Raw genomic sequence first — 18,202 nt, 5'->3', positions numbered from 1 at the left:
AGCTGTTTCGAGTGCACGCTCAGAGGCTCGAAGCGGCCGTCGCCGCCACCGCCACCGCCACCGCACGACTCTCCGCGCCTCCTCATCGCGAAGCCTGACCCGATCAGCCTCGCGCCTCCGAGATCTGCGCCTCGAAGCGGATCTGTGCTCGATCCAGGACCTCCTCCTCGTCGCAGTCCCGTGCGCGCAGCCAATGGAGGACATCGACAATGACGTCGCTCGCCGCCTCTGCCGCGAGCGTCCTGCTCAGTCTGTTCGGGGTCCCATCACAAACCGATCCTGTGGCTTCACGGAGACTCAGAAGAGCTTCGGCCCGCGCGACCGCAGCTCCGTCCACGTAACCGTTCGACGTGTTCGATCCCGTCGCCAATTCGCACCATGTCACCTTTCGGTCGGCGCGCAGCAGGACACCCCAACGGTCGGCGATCGCGTCGACGATGGCCATACCTCGCCCGGCCTCGCAGTCGGAACCCGCCTCGACGAGGACGGGCTGGGCCTGCGTGTCCGGATCGTGCAACTCGATGCGGAGACGGGTGCCGTTCATCGAGACAGCGAGTGTGGCCGGGGCGCCCGCCCCCACATGTTTGATGATGTTGGATACCAGCTCACTCACACAGAGCTGAGCCGCGTCGGTGACCTCGTGCAGGCCCCAGACCCCCAGGTGCAGTCGCATGATGCGGCGCAGAGCGGCCACTTCCTCGGGTTCCGCGGTGAAGTCCAGGTCCCACGGCTTTCGGGACATACACGTTTCTCGGATCACGAAGACCTCTCTCGTCGCACGCCATCTCCACACGACCAACGGAGCGTCACGCAACTCTCACAAGGAGTTGCGCCGCGCACCAGAATGGAGCGAGCACATCCCGCTGTGCAATGTGCACGGCGGGATTCCCACTTCCGAGTGATTGGCAAGCACACCCCTTGGCGAAAGACTGAACGCCCGTTACCAAGAGAGGGGTTGGGATGGCCGGTTCACCGACTGCACGACGTCGACGTCTCTCGATCGAGCTGAAGAAGCTCCGTGAGCGGAGCGAGCTGACCTGCGCACAGGTCGGCGAGGCGCTGGACTGGAGTGGCTCCAAGGTCAATCGGATGGAGACGGGCAGTGGCAGGGTCCAGCCGTCCGACGTCGATGTCCTGTGCCGGTTCTACGCCACCAGTGACGAGTTGCGTGAGTTCCTGAAGTCGCTGGCCCGACAGGCCAGAACTCGCGGTTGGTGGCAGGCACACGGTTCCGGAGTCCCCGACTGGTTCTCGATCTACATCGGTCTGGAGCAGGACGCGTCCACGTTCCGCCAGTACCAGTGCGAGTTGCTGCCCGGTCTCATGCAGACCACGGCGTACGCCTCCGAACTCCACAGGACCGGTGCGCACATGACGTCCATCGACATCGACCGTGCGGTGCACGTCAGGCTGGAGCGGCAGTCCATGCTCACTCGGCCCGACGGTCCGGACGCCTGGTTCATCGTGAACGAAGGCACTCTCCGCAATGTCATCGGCGATCGGGCCCTGATGTGTGAGCAGCTCGAACGCGTCCTGAAGGCAGTCGAGTTGCCGTCCGTGACATTGCAGGTCCTGCCCTTCGACTCAGGTACCTATCCGGCCACCGGGTCGTTCACGATGCTCGGGTTTCCCGACCCGGAGGATCCGGACATCGTGTATCGGGACGGCATCACCGACGCCATCTATCTGGAGGGCGAGCATCATGTTCGGGAGTACACCCGGGCGTTCGACGGTCTGAGAGCTGCCGCCCTGAGCCCTCCACGCTCCAAAGAGTTGATCGAATCGGTCCTGAAGGATTACGCACGATGAGCATTTCAGAATCCGCCGTCCCCACCGGCTCGGCATGGTTCAAGTCCTCGTACAGCAACGGTGCCGGCGGCGAGTGTGTCGAATGCGCTCACGTCGGCCAGGACACGTTGATACGCGATTCCAAGGAGGACCCCGGCCTCGTCGTCACCGTCGGCCGTCGCAGTTGGCAGACCTTCCTCTGCGCCTTGGCCCAGGAGACCCTGAAGCTTTGACAATCGGTGGACGCGGTCGCCGTGCAGCCGTCAAGGCGCGGTCCCGATGCGCCAGGTCGAGGGCGCGTCCGACTGCAGGTCGTCGGCCAGCGGGTATCCCATGGCTCGGGCTGCCGCGACGACTTCGGGGACAGATGCCTCGGGATTGAGTTCGCCGATCAGGGACAGCCCGAGCGGGCGCAGGGCATAAATATGGCGAAGCGCCTCGATGTCCACCGACACCTCGTAGTAGTCCTCCGCGAACGCCTGGAACGCCTCGGGGGTCGGGTCGAGCAGCAGCTCGAAGAGGTAGTCCGAGCCGTCGGGGTCCGGGTGGCCTTCGGGGAAGGTGATCCGGCCGCTCTCCCAGGACGGGGCGTCCGCTTCGCGCCACAGGCACGCCGTCACCACGGGGCATCCGTTCTCGTCCGTGAAGGCAGGCTCGTCGACGTGACGCCGGAAGGTCTCGGGCACCGCGTCCAGCACGCCGGGCCAGGGCTGCGGCACGTCCTCGTGACGGTACGGGCTCAAGGGGGACTCGTGGTCGAAGCCGCGTATGTACGCGCCGTCGGGGGCGAAGACTATGTCGTACTCGTCGCCGGATCCGTTCCTCATCGAGGCCGCTTCCTCGGTTTCCGACCACCGGGCGCTGTACGAGTGGACGCAGTCGCCGTCGGGGTTCAGTATCGCCTCGGCCATGGCCATCGATCGGCAGAGATCCCTCAGGGAGTCGATGCCGGGCAGGGAGCCGACGATGTCTCGAGCTGTCATGCGGCCCATTCAACCGGGTACCACCGACAGTGGTCCGGGGCTGCCCCGAGCAGCGACCGGGCCTCACCCGGCCCCCACGGCCACCCGCTCGCCCGTCAGGCTCCGACCGGGGGTTAGCCTCGGGGAACGAACAAGGAGGCAGCAATGGCGAAGGTACCGACCGCGGTGGTGGCCGCCGGTGGGCTTGTCGGTGGGTACGGCGTCGCCCGTTGGACCAGGAAGCGGCAGCTCGGCGGGGTCGTGCTGGCCGCCGCCGGGGCGGTCGCCGCTCGGCAGTGGAAGCAGCAGGCCGGCGGGACGGCCGCGGGCGCGCTGACCGCCGCTTACGTCGCCGCCTTCGCCGGGTCGCATCCGCTGGCCAAGAAGGTGGGCGCCTGGCCCGCCGTCCTCGGTGTCGCCGGGGCCGTGGCCCTCGCCTCCTGGGCCGTCGCCGACCGGCAGGCCTGAGCGGGCGACGCCGCGCCCTCGCCTCAGGGAGATCCCACTCCCCGGAACGCCCGCCGATACGCGTACGGGCTCGTTCCCACCACCCGCTTGAAGCGTTCCCGGAATGCCGTCGGTGAGCCGAATCCCGCCTGGGCGGCGATGCGTTCGACCGGGTACGTCGTCGTCTCCAGGAGGTACTGGGCGCGTCGCACCCGGGCCCGGTGCAGCCACTGGAGCGGTGTCGTGCCGGTCTGTTCGCGGAAGCGGCGGTTGAGGGTGCGGGTGCTCATTCCGGCGTGGCCGGCGATGTCCTCCAGGGTCAGCTCCCGTTCCGCGTTCTCCTCCAGCCAGTCGAGGAGCGGCTCCATGGTCGTGCCGGCCGGTACCGGCGGCTGGGTGTGGACGATGAACTGGGCCTGGCCGCCCTCCCGTTCGAGGGGCATGACGGACAGCCGGGCGGCGTGCGCGGCGACCGCCGAGCCGTGGTCCTTGCGGATCATGTGCAGGCACATGTCCAGGGCCGCCGCCGCGCCCGCCGAGGTGAGCAACTGGCCGTTGTCCACGTACAGGACGTTCGGGTCGACGGTCACCGCCGGGTACCTGGCCGCCAGTTCCCGGGCCGCGACCCAGTGCGTGGTCGCGCGCAGTCCGTCCAGCAGGCCGGTGGCGGCGAGGACGAAGGCGCCGACGCAGATCGAGGCGATCCGGGTGCCGTTCGCGGCCGCCGCGCGCAGCGCCTCCGCGACGCCCGGCGGGAGCGGGGCGGACGGGTCCGCGACACCGGGCAGGACGATCGTGTCCGCGTCGGCCAGCGCCTCCAGACCGTAGGGGGCGCGCAGGGTGAAGGCGCCTGCGCTCACCTCCGTGTCCGCCGCGACCGAGCACACCCGGGTCCGGTACGCGGGCCGGCCGTCGGGCAGCCGGGCCCAGCCGAAGGTGTCGATCGGGGCGGCGAGGTCGAACGGGATGACCTGGTCGAGTGCCAGTACGGCCACGGTGTGCATGGCCAGATCCTAGGTGTGCGCCCGATTCTCGTCATATGGAAGGCCGAATCCTCACACCGGACAGGCCCGGGTGATCCCAGGTACACCCCGTAGAAAGGTGCTGGCGGGAATCCGTTGCTCACTGGCAGAAGTGCCACTTCTCCAAGATCCGCCCCGGCCCCTAACGTCACCCCGTGACCAAGTTCCTCCTCGCCGTCCATGTCATCGCCGCGATCGTCGCCGTCGGGCCCGTCACGGTCGCCGCGAGCATGTTCCCGCCGGCCGCGCGCAAGCTGCTCGAAGCGCCCGAAGACGCGGGCGCCCTCGCCACGTCACGGCTGCTGCACCGCGTCTGCCAGGTGTACGCCGTGGCGGGCGTCGTCGTTCCCGTCTTCGGGTTCGCCACGGCGAGCGCCATGGGTGTGCTCGGCGACACCTGGCTGATCGTCTCGATAGCGCTGACCGCGCTCGCGGCGGTCGTCCTCGCCGCGCTGGTGCTGCCCGGACAGAGTGCGGTCCTTGAGGGCGCCCTCCAGGACCGGACGGACCAAGTGGGGACAGCCCAGGAGGGGGTGCTCCACGACGGGGTGCTCCAAGAAGTGGGGCTCCAGGGCGGGGTGCTCCGGGTGAAGGCGGTGGACCGGGCGGCGACCGTTCGGCTCGCGATGTTCACCGGGCTCTTCAACCTGCTGTGGGCCACCGTCACCGTCCTGATGATCATCCGGCCGGGGTCCACCACGGGGGCTTAGGATCGCGCCCATGGACGCGCAGCGGGAACAGTCGGCGCCGGGCACCTACCTGACCTTCGTGGAGCGGCAGTTGACCGCGGACGGATGCGCCACGCGGTGGGAGGACTGGGCCGGGGTGCCCGTACTCGTGGGGCGGCGGGCCGAGTTCCGGATGCGCTGGATGGCGACGAGGCTGCATCTGTTCACGGTGGCCGCGGCCGTCCCGGAGATAACCGTGCCGGTCGTCTCGGGCTTCACCGACCAGGTGATGCGGTACGCCAAGGACACCAAGGGCGGTCTGCCGGTCGGCCTGCAGAACGGCATCGGCGCCTTCCCTCTCCTGGTCAGCGACCGCGTCGATCCGGCGGCCGTACGGTGGGCGGAGGAGCAGCAGCGGGTCAAGTTCGCCTGCATGACACGGCCCGTCGTGGTCGACAGCTCACGCCAGTACGTGGGCATGTACCGCGGCAAGCCGGTCCTCGGCCGCGTCTACGCCTCGTACTTCAACCAGAAGGGCTCTCAGTACTTCTACGGCCAGTGAGGGCCGGGGCGATGCGCCGTCCCGGACCGACGCCGTCCCGGCCGGGCACCGTCCCGGCCGGGCACCGTCCCGCCCGGACGCCGTCCCGACCCGACGCCGTCCCGCTCGGACACCTTCCCTGCCGGACGCCCTCACTTCCGGGCGCCCTCACTTCATTTCCGAGCGCCGTCACTTCCGCTTCACGACGCACTCGTCTGCGCTTGCCGCCGTCTCCGAGCGCCGTCACCTCCGCTTCACGACGTCCCCGTCTCCGCGTGCCGCCGTCTCCGGGCGCCGCCGTCTCCGGGCGCCGCCGTCTCCGGGCGCCGCCGTCTCCGGTGCGCCGCCGTCTCCGGTGCGCCGCCGCACGCGGCTTCCTCAACTCCGGTGTCCCAGCACGTTCACCACCCGCCCGTTCGGATCCCGTACGAAGAACCGTCGTACACCCCACTCCTCGTCCCGCGGCTCCCGCAGGACCTCCGCTCCCGACGCGACCACCCGCGCGTACACGGCGTCGACGTCCTCGACCTCCACGCTCAGGTCGGGGACCACGGGGGCGGTGCGTTCCTCGGTGAGGAAGCTGATCTGCGCGGTGGGGTTGGACGGGGACGCGAGGGTCATGACCCAGCCCTGGTTCATGACCTCCTCGAAGCCGAGCAGGCCGTAGAAGTCCCGGTTCGTCGCCATGTCCTCCTCGGAGCCGACCCGGAGGTCGGGGACGATCCTGCGGATGGTCATGGGCCTGCCTCCTCACGGCCCACGGACGGTGAGCCGGTTCTCGTCGTCGACCGGGGCGGTTCTCGCCACGCGCCGTGGGCCCCCGCCCGTCGCGGACGGAGCGGTGGGCCCGCGTCTCAGTGTCGGCCCGCCGGCGCGTATTCCTCTTCCATTGCGTCCGCCACGTCCGCCCTGAACTGCCGTGCCACCGAGGCCACGACCAGCACCACGGCGGCCGCCAGCAGGGTGACGGCCGCCCAGGTCAGCGGCCACACGTCGGCGAAGCCGTCCGGAGCGCCGGGATGGGTCCGCAACGACACATAGAGCAGCGTCGCCGGGGGCGCCGCGACCAGCAGCAACGGCCAGGCCAGCGCGTCCCGGAGGCCGAAGTGGACGGCCAGGAGCACCAGGACCACGGCGAGGGCGACGACGCCCGTTCCGGTCACCGGGGTGGTCTCCACGGCCGAGCCCGGGATCTCGGGACGGTCGCGCAGGTCCCAGGGGAGACAGACGAGGTACGCCGCGCAGGACAGGGCGGCGCCGAGCACACGCGTCAGCCAGCGTTCCGGCCAGGGGCACGTGCGCAGAGGGCGGAGCAGCTTCTCGGTCATGCGTACGAGAATTCCCCGCCCGGCGGGAGCGCGACAGAGTACGCGTACTCAGAATGGTCGGAACGCGTAACAGCCTTACGGGACCGGCCACTTGGACCGCGGAAGGGCCTGTCCCCCGGCGGCCGGGCCCGCCGGGGGAACGGGGCCCGGGGCACGCCCGACGGGATCCGGCACCAGAACTCACGCCGTCCGGGCGGACGGTGCCGGCGACGACCCGTCGGTCTCGGCCGGCGCCGTGGACAGCGGCGCGGCGATGTCCTCCAGGGAGCGGCGCTCGGCGTTGACCGCGAGGAACACCGCGACCAGGCCCGCCGCGCACATCAGGCCCGCGCCGATCCGGAACGCGAGCACCGTGTCGCCGACGACGCCGGACTGGGTGAGGTCCGCGAAGACCAGCGGCCCGCTGATACCGCCGGCGGCGGTTCCGATGGCGTAGAAGAACGCGATGGCCATCGCCCGCGTCTCCATCGGGAAGACCTCCGAGACGGTCAGGTAGGCGCTGGAGGCGCCCGCCGACGCGAAGAACAGGACCACGCACCAACAGGCCGTCATCGTCACCGCGTTCAGTGAGCCCCGGTCGAAGAGCCACGCCGTGCCGAAGAGCAGCAGGCCCGAGAGCAGATAGGTCGAGGAGATCATCACCCGGCGGCCGACCGTGTCGAAGAGCTTGCCGAGCAGCAGCGGGCCGAGGAAGTTGCCGGCCGCGATGACGGCGAAGTAGTAGCCCGTGCCGCCGGTGGGCACGTCGAAGAACGTGGTGAGGATGGAACCGAAGCCGAAGGTGATCGCGTTGTAGAGGAAGGCCTGGCCGATGAAGAGGGCGAGGCCGAGCACGGCGCGTTTCGGGTAGTGCCCGAAGACGGTCTTCGCGATCACGCCGAAGCCGACGCTCCTGCGCTGTCTGATGGTGATCTCGCCCTCGGGCTGTGGCAGCGGCGCGCCCTTCTCCTCCTCGATCTCCCGCTCGACCGAGCCGACCAGTTCCTCCGCGTCGTCACCGCGGCCGTGGATGAACTGCCACCGCGGGCTCTCCGGCACGTGCCGCCTGACCAGCAGGACCACCAGGCCGAGGACCACACCGAGGCCGAACGTGAGCCGCCAGCCGAGGTCCTTGGGGAAGACGTCCGTGTCCAGCATGACGATCGACAGCAGCGCGCCGCCGATCGCGCCGAGCCAGTAACTGCCGTTGATGACCAGGTCGACACGGCCGCGGAACCTGGCGGGGATGAGTTCGTCGATCGCCGAGTTGATCGCCGCGTACTCGCCTCCGATACCGAAGCCGGTGAGGAAGCGGAAGGTGAAGAACCACCAGGCGTCGAAGGACAGGGCGGTCAGCGCGGTCGCCGAGAGGTAGACGACGAGGGTGATCATGAAGAGCTTCTTGCGGCCGTGCCGGTCGGTCAGCCAGCCGAAGAACAGGGCCCCCGCGCAGGCACCCGCCACATAGAGCGCCGCCGCGATACCGGTGACCTGCGCCGCGGAGACCGCCAGGCCGCTGCCCCGCTCGGAGAGCCGGCCCGCGATGTTGCCGACGGTGGTGACCTCCAGGCCGTCCAGGATCCAGACGGTTCCGAGGCCGATCACGATCATCCAGTGCCAGCGGGACCATGGCAGCCGGTCCAGACGGGCGGGCACGTTCGTGGTGACCGTGCCGGTGGAGGCCGGGGTGGAGGCCGGTGAGGCCGGTGCGGACATGGGCTCCCTCTCGTTCGAGTGAACCCGCTCCGGGTGCCCTGCCCCCGGCCGGTCATGCCCCCAGCGCGCGCGACACGACGTAGATCAGCAGGCCCGCCAGTGATCCGACCACCGTGCCGTTGATCCGGATGAACTGCAGGTCACGGCCGATGTTCGCCTCGATCTTCTTGGTCGTGTGCTCGGCGTCCCAGCCCGCGACGGTGTCCGTGATCAGCGAGGTGATCTCCTTGCGGTAGGTGGTCACGACGTACACCGCGGCGCCCTCGACCCAGCCGTCGACCTTGGCCTGGAGCTTGGGTTCGGTGGCCATCCGGGCGCCGAGGGACAGCAGCGAGGCCCGCACACGCAGCCGCAGTTCACTGCGCTCGTCCTCGGCCGCGGACACGATCATCGACCGTACGGCCGTCCACGCGGAGGCGATCAGGTCCTGGACCTCGCCGCGGCCCAGCACCTCGCCCTTGAGGCGCTCCACGCGCGCGCGGGTGTCCGTGTCGGACTGGAGATCGGAGGCGAAGTCGGTGAGGAACCGGTCGAGGGCCCCGCGGGCCGGATGGGACGGGGAGTCGCGCATCTCGGTGACGAAGCGGAGCAGTTCCCTGTAGACACGCTCGCCGACCTTCTTGTCGACGAAACGGGGTGTCCAGCCGGGCGCGCCGCCCTGGACGGCGTCCATCACCTGCTCGTCGTGGAACACCAGCCAGTCGTGGGCACGGGTGACCACCAGGTCGACGAACCGTCTGTGGCCGCCGTCCGAGACGATCCTCTCCAGCATCTTCCCTATGCCGGGGGCGATCTCCTGGGCGTCCGCGCGGCGGGTGATCGCCTCCCCGACCACGGCCTGCACGTCGGAGTCCCTGAGGACGGTCAGCGCGCCTCTGAGCGCGGCGGCCAGTTCGGCCGTGACCCGGTCCGCGTGGTCCGGATCGGCGAGCCAGGCACCCAGCCTGCTGCCGATGCCCACCGCGCGCAGCCGCAGCCGGACGACCTCCTCGGAGAGGAAGTTCTCGCCCACGAACTCGCCCAGCGAGACGCCGAGCTGATCCTTCTTCTTCGGGATGATCGCCGTGTGCGGGATCGGCAGGCCGAGCGGGTGCCGGAACAGAGCGGTGACCGCGAACCAGTCGGCCAGCGCGCCGACCATGCCCGCCTCGGCGGCCGCCGCGACATAGCCCGCCCAGGCGCCCGCGCCTTCGTGCGAGGCCCATTTGGCCAGCACGTAGACGAGGGCGACGAGCAGCAGCAGGCCGGTGGCTGTCGCCTTCATCCGGCGCACTCCGCGGCGCTTCTCCTCGTCGGCGGGGCTGAAGGTGTTCATCGCCCGGCCCGGTGGTCCGCCGGCCGCGGCGGCGCTCACGGCTTCGCCGGGACGGGCATGCTGCTCCATGTCGTCCGCTTCACCCGAATTCGTGCGTTCCATTCACTCCACCCGTTCGCAGGCCCACGTAACGCCCCGTGCACATTGTCCCTTTCTCCTCTTCTTCATGGCCGACTCCTGGAACGACACAGGAGTTCCCGGCGTCTGTCCGGATGGGGAATCGACCAGGGTTCCCCCTAGGGGGCGCGTCGGAGCTCTCCCATCCCATGACGCATCATGGGGTGATCACATCGGAGCCGCCGGCTCCCTCGTCCGAGGAGACACGCACCGCATGACCAAGCGTCACGGTTATGCCCTGCTCGCCGCGGTCCTCGCCGTGGTCGTGGTTCTGTCCGCAGCCATCTACGTCGGCGTCGCGGCCGACGACGGCAGCGGCGCCAGGACCGACGTCGCCAGTGGCCGTACGTCGCACAACGCCGCCGCCCCCGCCTCCACCGGCACCTGGGTCGGCGCCTGGTCGGCCTCCCCCGCAGGAGCCGAGCCCGGCACGGAGCCGAGGGGACTGGCGGGCCGCTCGGTGCGCAACGTCGTGCACACGGCCGCCGGGGGTACGAGTGCCCGCATCACGCTGTCCAATCTCTACGGGCAGCAGCCGCTGGTCATCACGCACGCCACGATCGCCGTCGCCGCGACCGCGAACAACGCCGCCGCGACGGCCGACACCATGCGCCGCCTCACCTTCGGCGGCGCCACCGCGGTCGTGGTCCCGGCCGGCGGACAGGTGATGAGCGACGCCGTGCGCGTGCGCATCCCGCGCGGCGTGGACGTGCTCGTCACGACGTACTCGCCGAGCCCGTCCGGCCCGGTCACCTACCACCCGCGCGCCCAGCAGATCTCGTACGTGGCCGAAGGTGACCGCACGGAGGACGTGAGCTCCTCCTCGTACACCGAACAGAGTCCGTACTGGCGCTACTTGACCGCGCTGGACGTGCTCAGCGACGAGGCCACGGGCACCGTCGTCGTCCTCGGCGACTCGCTCACCGACGGCATCACCTCGACCGTCGGGGCCAACCGCCGCTGGACGGACGTCCTTTCGGACCGGCTCCGCGCCAGTGCCGGATCCGGCGAAACGCCCCGCTACAGCGTCGTCAACCAGGGCATCAGCGGAAACCAGATCCTCGCCGCGGGATTCGGCCGACCGGCCGACAACCCCAGCGGGCTGAGCCGGTTCGGACGCGACGTGCTCGACCGTACGAACGTCAAGGCCGTCGTCATCGACCTCGGCGTCAACGACATCCTGCGCAACCCGGAACCGGTCGATCCGCGCACCGTCACCGACGGCCTGCGGACCCTGGTACGGCAGGCGCACGCCCGCGGACTGCGGGTCGTCGGCGCCACGCTGATGCCCTTCCAGGGGCACCGCGGATCCACGGAGGCGCGGGAAGCCGTACGCCAGGCCGTGAACGCCGAGATCCGGGCCGGGAAGGTGTACGACGCCGTCGTCGACTTCGACGCGGCCCTGCGGGACCCGTACAACCCGCGTCGGCTGCGCGCCGACTACGACTCGGGCGACCACCTGCACCCCAGCGACAAGGGGTTCCGGCGGATGGCCGACGCGTTCGACCTGAAGGAACTGAAGGGCTCGGCTCCGGCGGAGCTGTGACCGCCGGGGGCCGGCGGCACGCGGAGGCACGCGGAGGCACGCGGAGGCACGCGGAGGATCAACGGCCCCGGGCGCCACCGGAGTCCAGCGGCTCAGCAGGTCGGTGGTTCAGCGGCTCAGCGGCTCAGCAGGTCGCCACTTCAGTGGTTCAGCGATTCAGTAGTCGCCGTCGCGTCGCCGCAGGCGGTCCTCCCGGCGTTCCCGGTGCCGGTCCCTGCGGTCCTCATGACGCCGGAGGCGCTCCTCGTGCCGCTCGCGACGGTCCTCATGGCGGTCCCGGATCAGATCGCGGACATCGTCGAGCGCGTCGAACGCGTCACCGAGGCCCCGGTCCTGTGAACCCTCCAGCTCCTTGCGGGCCTCGCGGCGCTCCAGCTTCTCCTGGCGCCGCTCCTCCTTGAGACGCTGGCGCTCGGCACGGGTGACCTTGCGCTCGACACCGACACCTCCCCAGAAGGCGAAGCCGGTGATGATCACGCGGGGCGCCCCGGGATCGCCCGCCCGGTCCGACTCACGGTGGTCGAAGCCGCCCATGATGCCGATACCGCGGACGACGACCTCGACGCCGGGCGGCACGATCACGTTCATCCCGCCCATGACCGCGACGCAGTTGATGACGACCTCGCGGTCCGCGAAGTTCGCCTCGCGCAGATCGATCTCACCACCGCCCATGAAGGCGAAGGTGTTGAAGCGCCTCGGCACCGTCCAGCGGCCCTTGCGCTCGAACCCGGACAGGATCGCCACGCCCCACGAGGACGAGCCCTCGCCGCCGACGATCCGGGAACCCCAACTCCCGTCATCCACCGGCTGCTTGACCATGGAGACGCGGGCGGTCACGGCCGCGCCCGGCAGATCGCGGGTGATCGGCGCCAACTCCCCGTACGTACGGGCCGCGTACGTCGCCTCCAGCCGCTCCTCGAACTCCTCCATGTCGAGGCGACCCTCCGCGAGGGCGTCCCTCAGCTGCTCGGTGACTCGTTCACGATCGGCGTCGGAGGCGCGCAGCTCCGGGAGTTCGTCGTCGGTCATGGACGCCAGCCTACGAGTTCCCCCGCCCGTGGGCCATCCGGCCCGCCCTTCCGGCCGGCCTCCGTCCACGGGCCGCCCGCCCGGCCACGGGACCGCCTTCCCGACCGCGAAACCCGTCTTCCCGGCCACGAACCCGCCTTCCGGCTACGAACCCGTCTTCCCGGCGTACATGCGGCTGATGACCGCCTCGATGTCCGGCTCCCGCACCGAGAGGTCCACCAGCGGGTACTCCGCGGCGATCCGCGCCACCAGCGGGGCCGCCGACCGGGCGGCGGGGAAGGCCAGCCACTGCCGCGGCCCCTCCACCTTCACCACCCGCGCCGACTCCACCTGGATCGGCGGCAGTTCCCGCTCCAGGTCCACGACCAGGGTCCGCTCGCTCTCCCCCACCTCGTGCAGCCCGCTCAGCGGACCGTCGTACATCAGCCGCCCGTGGTCGATGACCATCACCCGTCGGCACAACTGCTCTATGTCGGTGAGGTCATGGGTGGTGAGCAGGACCGTCGTGCCGCGCTCCGCGTTCAGGTCCCGCAGGAACTCCCGGACCCGCACCTTGCTGACCACGTCGAGCCCGATCGTCGGCTCGTCGAGGTAGAGCACCTCGGGGTCGTGCAGCAGGGCCGCCGCGATGTCGCCGCGCATCCGCTGCCCCAGCGACAGTTGCCGCACGGGTACGTCCAACAGGGCGCCGAGTTCCAGGAGTTCGACACAACGGTCGAGGTTGTCCCTGAAACGCGCGTCCGGGATGCGGTACATGCGATGCATCAGCCGGTAGGAATCGATCAGCGGAAGGTCCCACCACAGCGTCGTACGCTGCCCGAACACGACCCCGATCCGGCGCGCCACCCGGGTCCGCTCGCGCGACGGGTCGAGGCCCGCGACCCGCAGCCGGCCGGCGGACGGGGTGAGGATGCCGGTGAGCATCTTGATGGTGGTCGACTTGCCGGCGCCGTTCGGACCGATGTAGCCGACCATCTCACCGCGCGCCACGGTGAAGGAGATCGAGTCGACGGCCCGCACCTGCCGCCGCTCGCCGCGCAGGAAACCCGTCCTCTTGCGCACGTCGAAGACCTTCTCGACACCGTCGAGCTCGATGAAACCGGCCTCGGAGCCCGCCGCCCCGCCCCCGGAGGCGCACTCGCTGTTCTCGGCGATGGCCACGACCATTCCCCTAACTTCCCGTACTCCGGTACGCGCGCAGCCCCGCGCGCCAGGCGAACCCGGCCGGCACACAGCAGCACGCCGCCACGAGCGGTGGTGTGAACGCGACCCACGTCGGCAGGTCGAGCGGATAGGGCCGCCCCAGCACGTACAGCGCGGGCAGCCAGTTGACGAAGGCGAGCGGGAGGACGAAGGTCACCCCGCGCAGCAGGTCCTTGGAGAAGACCGTCGGCGGGTACTGCAGCAGCGTATTGCCGCCGTACGTGAAGGAGTTCTGCACCTCCGAGGCGTCCTGCGCGACGAACTGGAAGGCCGCGCCCGCGACGAACACCGCCGAGAAGATCGCTGCCCCGCTCAGCAGCGCCATCGGGATCACCAGCACCTTGAGCGGCGTCCAGTGGATGTCGAGGACCACGAGGGCGTATCCGAGGACGAGCAGCCCCTGGGTGATACGGCCGAGGCGGCGCAGCGCGAAGCGGTCCGCCGCGACCTGCGCGATCACGGGCACGGGACGCACCAGGAGCGTGTCGAACGTGCCGTCGCGCACCCGGCGCCCGAGCCGGTCCATCGAGCCGAGCCCGAGGTCCGCCAGCCCGAAGGCGGTGCCGGACAGCCCGTAGAGCAGCGCGACCTCGGGCAGGCTGTAGCCGCCGAGCCGGTCGACCCGCGAGAACATCAGCAGGATCGCCACGAAGTCGAGGGCGGTCGCCGCGAAGTTCCCGAACGCGGTCATCGCGAAGGACGCCCGGTAGGCCATCGTGGAACGGATCCACATCGCGCTGATCAGCCGGTAGGCGCGCAGCCCGTCCCGCAGCCGCTCGTACGCCCCCTGCCGCTCGAAGGGAAGCGCGTCCGCCGCGCGGGCCGCCTCGCGCACCGGCGCGGCCACGGCCCGCGTCCCCCGCTCCGCCGAATCAGCCACCCTGGACCACCACCCTGCGCGTCGCCACCGACTGGACCAGCCGCCCGGCCGCGAGCAGCCCGAGGGCCCAGGCGCCCTGCGTCACGTACGTGCCCAGCGGATCGGCCGTACCGAGCAGGACGTCCACGGGCGCCTGGATCAGCGCCGACCAGGGCAGCGTCCGTACGACCTCGCCGAGGGCGCCCGGGAAGACGTTCAGCGGCAGCAGCATCCCCGAGCAGAAGATCCCCGCGATGGAGGTCAGCTGCGCCACCCCCGCGCCGTCGAGCAGCCAGAACGCCGACAGCGCCACCAGGTAGCGGATCGAGAACCCGACGACCACCCCGAGAGCGACCGCGACCAGGAAGGCGAGCCAGGTCAGCGGATCCGAGGGCAGCGCCAGGTCGAACACGAGCGCCCCGAAGAGGAGCGGGACCACTCCGCGGCCCAGCAGGTGGAACAGCGCCCGGCCCACGTCCTGGGCGAGCCACCACATCTGGAGGTCGGCCGGCCGGTACAGGTCGATCGCGATGTCACCCGTACGGATGCGCTCGATCAGTTCGTCCTCGAAACCGCCGCCCATCATCGCGACCACCATCAGCAGCGCCTGGCTGAGCCACACATAACTGAGCGCCTGCGCCTCGTCGTAGCCACCGAGATGCGGCTTGACGTCCCACAACGCGATGAACAGGTACGCCAGGATCAGCCCGAAGACGGTGTTGGTGAAGACCCCCGCCGCGGTGGCGACCCGATAGGTGGCGTAACGCCGGAACCCGCTTCCCGCGACAGCCGCGTACAACCGCGCCGTGCCCACAACCCGTCCCTTTCCCCAGCGTTGAGCCAAAGCGCAAGAGCCTAGCCCCGGTCCGGCGCGGCCCGCCAGGCATTTTCCGGCGCGACGCGTGCCGGGATCGAGTAACGGAACAACTGGTGCGAGAGTCTTCGATAAAGGGGCGCATCAGGCGTACGAGGGCATATGTGAACGTACGACGCGAAACAGGAGTTCGGCGAACAGATGAGCGACGAGCCGCAGCAGCGCAGCCAGGGCTGGGCACCCAGGGAACCGGAGGCGGGCCCCCGCCAGGCCCCGGCCTCCGCTGCGGGCCGGCCGACAGGGCCACGGACCGGACCGCAGACGGGACCGCAGTCAGGACTGCCGTCAGGACCGGAGGCGGAGCCGCCGAGCGGACAGCCGAGCGGGCCGGGCACGCCCGGCACGAAACGGAACCCGCAGCAGAGGCCGAAGCGGAAACAGCGGCCGAAGCGGACCGGCCTGCGCAGGCTCGTCCCGACCTGGCGCATGCTGCTCGGCACGATCCTCGGCGCGGTCCTGCTCCTGACCGGCCTCTTCGCGCTCGGCTACTTCCTCGTCAGGATCCCGTCCGCGAACGCCTCCGCGATCAAACAGAGCAACGTCTACCTCTACGCCGACGGCACCCAGCTCGCCCGCGACGGTGACGTCAACCGCGAGAACGTCTCACTCGCGCAGATCTCCAAGGACGCCCAGCACGCCACCCTCGCCGCCGAGGACCGCGACTTCTACAGCGAATCCGCCATCGACCCCAAGGCGATGATCCGCGCCGCCTGGAACACGGTCACCGGCAAGGGCAGACAGTCCGGCTCGACGATCACCCAGCAGTACGTGAAGAACTACTACCTGGGCCAGGAGCAGACGGTCACCCGGAAGGTGAAGGAGTTCTTCATCTCCATCAAGCTCGACCGGGAGAAGAGCAAGGACGACATCCTGGAGGGCTACCTCAACACCAGCTACTACGGCCGCAACGCCTACGGAATCCAGGCCTCGGCCCAGGCCTACTACGGCGTGAACGCCAGGGACCTGACCGTCGGCCAGGGCGCCTACCTCGCCGCCCTGCTCAACGCGCCCAGCGCGTACGACGTGATCGCGCACCCCGAGAACAAGGCCGCGGCCCTCGCCCGCTGGAACTACGTCCTCGACGGCATGGTCAAGCAGAAGTGGCTGACCCGGGCCGCACGCGACCGGGTCGCCTTCCCGACGCCCCGGCAGGCCAAGGGCTCGGCAGGCCTGTCGGGCCAGCGCGGCTATCTCGTCCAGGCCGTCAACGACTACCTGATCTCGAACAGGATCCTCGACGAGGACACCCTCACCCGCGGCGGCTACCGCGTCACCACCACCCTCCAGAAATCCAAGCAGGACGCCTTCGTACGGGCCGTGAACGACCAGGTGATGGACCAGCTCGACAAGAAGGACCGCAAGGCCGACACCTACGTCCGCGCCGGCGGCGTCGCCATCGACCCGTCCAGCGGCAAGGTCCTCGCGATGTACGGCGGCATCGACTACACCAAGCAGTACGTCAACAACGCCACCCGACGCGACTACCAGGTCGGCTCCACCTTCAAGCCGTTCGTCTTCGCCTCGGCCGTCCAGAACGGCTCGGTGACCCAGGACGGCCGCACCATCACCCCGAACACCGTCTACGACGGTACCGACCAGCGGCCCGTGCAGGGCTGGTCCGGCGGCTCGTACGCGCCGGAGAACGAGGACGGCGCCTCGTACGGGGACATCAGCGTCCGCACCGCCACCGACAGGTCGGTCAACTCGGTGTACGCGCAGATGGCCGTCGACGCCGGCCCCGCCCATGTGGAGAAGACCGCCGTGGCCCTCGGCCTCCCGGCCGACACCCCCGACCTGACCGCCTCCCCCTCCATCGCGCTCGGCCCGGCCACCGCCAGCGTCCTCGACATGACGGAGGCGTACGCCACGCTCGCCAACCACGGCAGCCACGGGACGTACACGCTCGTCGCGAAGGTCACCAAGGACGGCGCTGAGGATGTGCGGCTGCCGGTCCAGGAAACCCGGCAGGTGGTGAGCCGCGAGGCCGCCGACACGACGACCTCCATGCTCCAGAGCGTCGTCGACGGCGGAACCGGACAGGCCGCGCAGGACGCCGGCCGGCCCGCCGCGGGCAAGACCGGCACGGCGGAGGAGGACACCGCCGCCTGGTTCGCGGGCTACACCCCCGAGCTCGCCACCGTCGTCTCCGTGATGGGCCAGGACCCCGAGACCGGCGCCCACAAGTCCCTGTACGGCGCCCTCGGACAGGGCCGCGTCAACGGCGGCGGCTACCCCGCCCAGATCTGGGCCCAGTTCACCCAGGACGCCCTCGACGGAACGGAGGCCTCGGACTTCGACCTCCAGCTCCAGCCGGGCGCCGAGGAACCCGACGACACCGAGTACGACCCCGGCGATCCGGCCGCCACCGGCGGCCAGGACACCGCCGGCACCACGGACGGCGGCCAGGACGGGACCGGGACCCAGGGCGGCGCCAACGGCAGCAGGCCGTCGTCGGGGAACGGCCGGACACCGGGCCGGACGACGGCCCGGCCCCACACCGGGCCCCACGGCCGGACCGACGGCGGCACCGGCGCCTCCGGCACGACCACGACCGGCGGCACCACGACCGGCGGCACCACCCGATCCCCCACGAACGGCGGCGGCGCCACCGGCGGGGCCACGGAGGGCTGGCCCACGGGCACGACGGCCGGCCTGGACCCGCTGAGCGGGCTCACGTCGAGAAGGCACTGACCGGAAAGCACTGACCGGGCGGCTCACCAGGCCGGATCCTCGAACTCTGCGGCTCAGGCCTCGCGACTCAGGTCCCGGAACTCGGATCCCCGGATTCGGATCCCGGGACTCGGACCC

General features: G+C 70.3%; 18 protein-coding genes. 7 read left to right on the top strand and 11 right to left on the bottom strand.

Features of this window, described 5'->3' with window-relative positions; all coding sequences use genetic code 11:
- Positions 1-103: 103 nt before the first annotated feature.
- Positions 104-742 carry an ATP-binding protein gene (locus OHT01_RS24860; RefSeq protein WP_328555328.1) on the bottom strand — a complete coding sequence of 213 codons (639 nt, stop codon included), beginning with the start codon at positions 740-742 and terminating at the stop codon, positions 104-106.
- 218 nt (positions 743-960) lie between these two features.
- On the opposite strand from OHT01_RS24860, the gene OHT01_RS24855 reads away from it, so the two are divergent.
- Complete coding sequence (locus OHT01_RS24855) at positions 961-1,809, top strand: helix-turn-helix domain-containing protein (protein WP_328555327.1); 849 nt, start codon at positions 961-963, stop codon at positions 1,807-1,809.
- Positions 1,806-2,021 carry a DUF397 domain-containing protein gene (locus OHT01_RS24850; protein WP_328555326.1) on the top strand — a complete coding sequence of 72 codons (216 nt, stop codon included), beginning with the start codon at positions 1,806-1,808 and terminating at the stop codon, positions 2,019-2,021. The genes OHT01_RS24855 and OHT01_RS24850 overlap by 4 nt, the downstream gene beginning before the upstream one ends.
- A gap of 30 nt (positions 2,022-2,051) precedes the next feature.
- Here OHT01_RS24850 and OHT01_RS24845 read toward each other — a convergent pair whose 3' ends face one another.
- Positions 2,052-2,771, bottom strand: a complete 720-nt coding sequence (locus tag OHT01_RS24845) for a hypothetical protein (protein WP_328555325.1) — start codon at positions 2,769-2,771, stop codon at positions 2,052-2,054.
- 144 nt (positions 2,772-2,915) lie between these two features.
- Here OHT01_RS24845 and OHT01_RS24840 point away from each other — a divergent pair, with 144 nt between their 5' ends.
- A complete protein-coding gene (locus OHT01_RS24840) occupies positions 2,916-3,218 on the top strand; it encodes a hypothetical protein (protein WP_328555324.1) in 303 nt (100 codons plus the stop codon).
- Positions 3,219-3,241: 23 nt separating this feature from the next.
- Here OHT01_RS24840 and OHT01_RS24835 read toward each other — a convergent pair whose 3' ends face one another.
- Positions 3,242-4,201, bottom strand: a complete 960-nt coding sequence (locus OHT01_RS24835; protein ID WP_328555323.1) for a GlxA family transcriptional regulator — start codon at positions 4,199-4,201, stop codon at positions 3,242-3,244.
- A 173-nt stretch (positions 4,202-4,374) separates the two neighbouring features.
- On the opposite strand from OHT01_RS24835, the gene OHT01_RS24830 reads away from it, so the two are divergent.
- A complete protein-coding gene (locus OHT01_RS24830; protein ID WP_328555322.1) occupies positions 4,375-4,929 on the top strand; it encodes a hypothetical protein in 555 nt (184 codons plus the stop codon).
- Positions 4,930-4,939: 10 nt separating this feature from the next.
- Positions 4,940-5,449, top strand: a complete 510-nt coding sequence (locus tag OHT01_RS24825) for a levansucrase (RefSeq protein WP_328555321.1) — start codon at positions 4,940-4,942, stop codon at positions 5,447-5,449.
- 357 nt (positions 5,450-5,806) lie between these two features.
- Here the strand turns inward: OHT01_RS24825 and OHT01_RS24820 are convergent, their stop codons facing one another.
- From OHT01_RS24820 to OHT01_RS24805, 4 genes are all read right to left on the bottom strand, one after another.
- Complete coding sequence (locus OHT01_RS24820) at positions 5,807-6,166, bottom strand: VOC family protein (RefSeq protein WP_328555320.1); 360 nt, start codon at positions 6,164-6,166, stop codon at positions 5,807-5,809.
- 116 nt (positions 6,167-6,282) lie between these two features.
- Positions 6,283-6,756, bottom strand: a complete 474-nt coding sequence (locus OHT01_RS24815) for a hypothetical protein (RefSeq protein ID WP_328555319.1) — start codon at positions 6,754-6,756, stop codon at positions 6,283-6,285.
- A 180-nt stretch (positions 6,757-6,936) separates the two neighbouring features.
- The gene (locus tag OHT01_RS24810; RefSeq protein WP_328555318.1) at positions 6,937-8,451 is read right to left on the bottom strand and encodes an MFS transporter; all 1,515 of its coding nucleotides are present in this window, start codon (positions 8,449-8,451) and stop codon (positions 6,937-6,939) included.
- Between the two features lie 52 nt (positions 8,452-8,503).
- Positions 8,504-9,868 carry a DUF445 domain-containing protein gene (locus tag OHT01_RS24805; protein WP_328555317.1) on the bottom strand — a complete coding sequence of 455 codons (1,365 nt, stop codon included), beginning with the start codon at positions 9,866-9,868 and terminating at the stop codon, positions 8,504-8,506.
- A gap of 229 nt (positions 9,869-10,097) precedes the next feature.
- Here OHT01_RS24805 and OHT01_RS24800 point away from each other — a divergent pair, with 229 nt between their 5' ends.
- Entirely contained in the window at positions 10,098-11,429 is a 1,332-nt protein-coding gene (locus OHT01_RS24800) for an SGNH/GDSL hydrolase family protein (protein WP_328555316.1), read from the top strand.
- A gap of 156 nt (positions 11,430-11,585) precedes the next feature.
- Here OHT01_RS24800 and OHT01_RS24795 read toward each other — a convergent pair whose 3' ends face one another.
- The 4 genes from OHT01_RS24795 to OHT01_RS24780 form a co-directional block, all read right to left on the bottom strand.
- Positions 11,586-12,458, bottom strand: a complete 873-nt coding sequence (locus OHT01_RS24795; RefSeq protein ID WP_328555315.1) for a DUF1707 SHOCT-like domain-containing protein — start codon at positions 12,456-12,458, stop codon at positions 11,586-11,588.
- Positions 12,459-12,602: 144 nt separating this feature from the next.
- The gene (locus tag OHT01_RS24790) at positions 12,603-13,625 is read right to left on the bottom strand and encodes an ABC transporter ATP-binding protein (protein WP_405917002.1); all 1,023 of its coding nucleotides are present in this window, start codon (positions 13,623-13,625) and stop codon (positions 12,603-12,605) included.
- 4 nt (positions 13,626-13,629) lie between these two features.
- A complete protein-coding gene (locus OHT01_RS24785) occupies positions 13,630-14,541 on the bottom strand; it encodes an ABC transporter permease (protein WP_405917001.1) in 912 nt (303 codons plus the stop codon).
- Positions 14,534-15,334, bottom strand: a complete 801-nt coding sequence (locus OHT01_RS24780; RefSeq protein WP_328555314.1) for an ABC transporter permease — start codon at positions 15,332-15,334, stop codon at positions 14,534-14,536. The genes OHT01_RS24785 and OHT01_RS24780 overlap by 8 nt, the downstream gene beginning before the upstream one ends.
- Positions 15,335-15,535: 201 nt before the next feature.
- Between OHT01_RS24780 and OHT01_RS24775 the strand changes: the two genes are divergently transcribed.
- Entirely contained in the window at positions 15,536-18,085 is a 2,550-nt protein-coding gene (locus OHT01_RS24775) for a transglycosylase domain-containing protein (protein WP_328555313.1), read from the top strand.
- Positions 18,086-18,202: the final 117 nt, after the last annotated feature.

The organism is Streptomyces sp. NBC_00358, assembly GCF_036099295.1.
In the GTDB taxonomy this organism is placed as follows: domain Bacteria; phylum Actinomycetota; class Actinomycetes; order Streptomycetales; family Streptomycetaceae; genus Streptomyces.
This window is presented reverse-complemented; position numbering and strand designations above follow the sequence as displayed.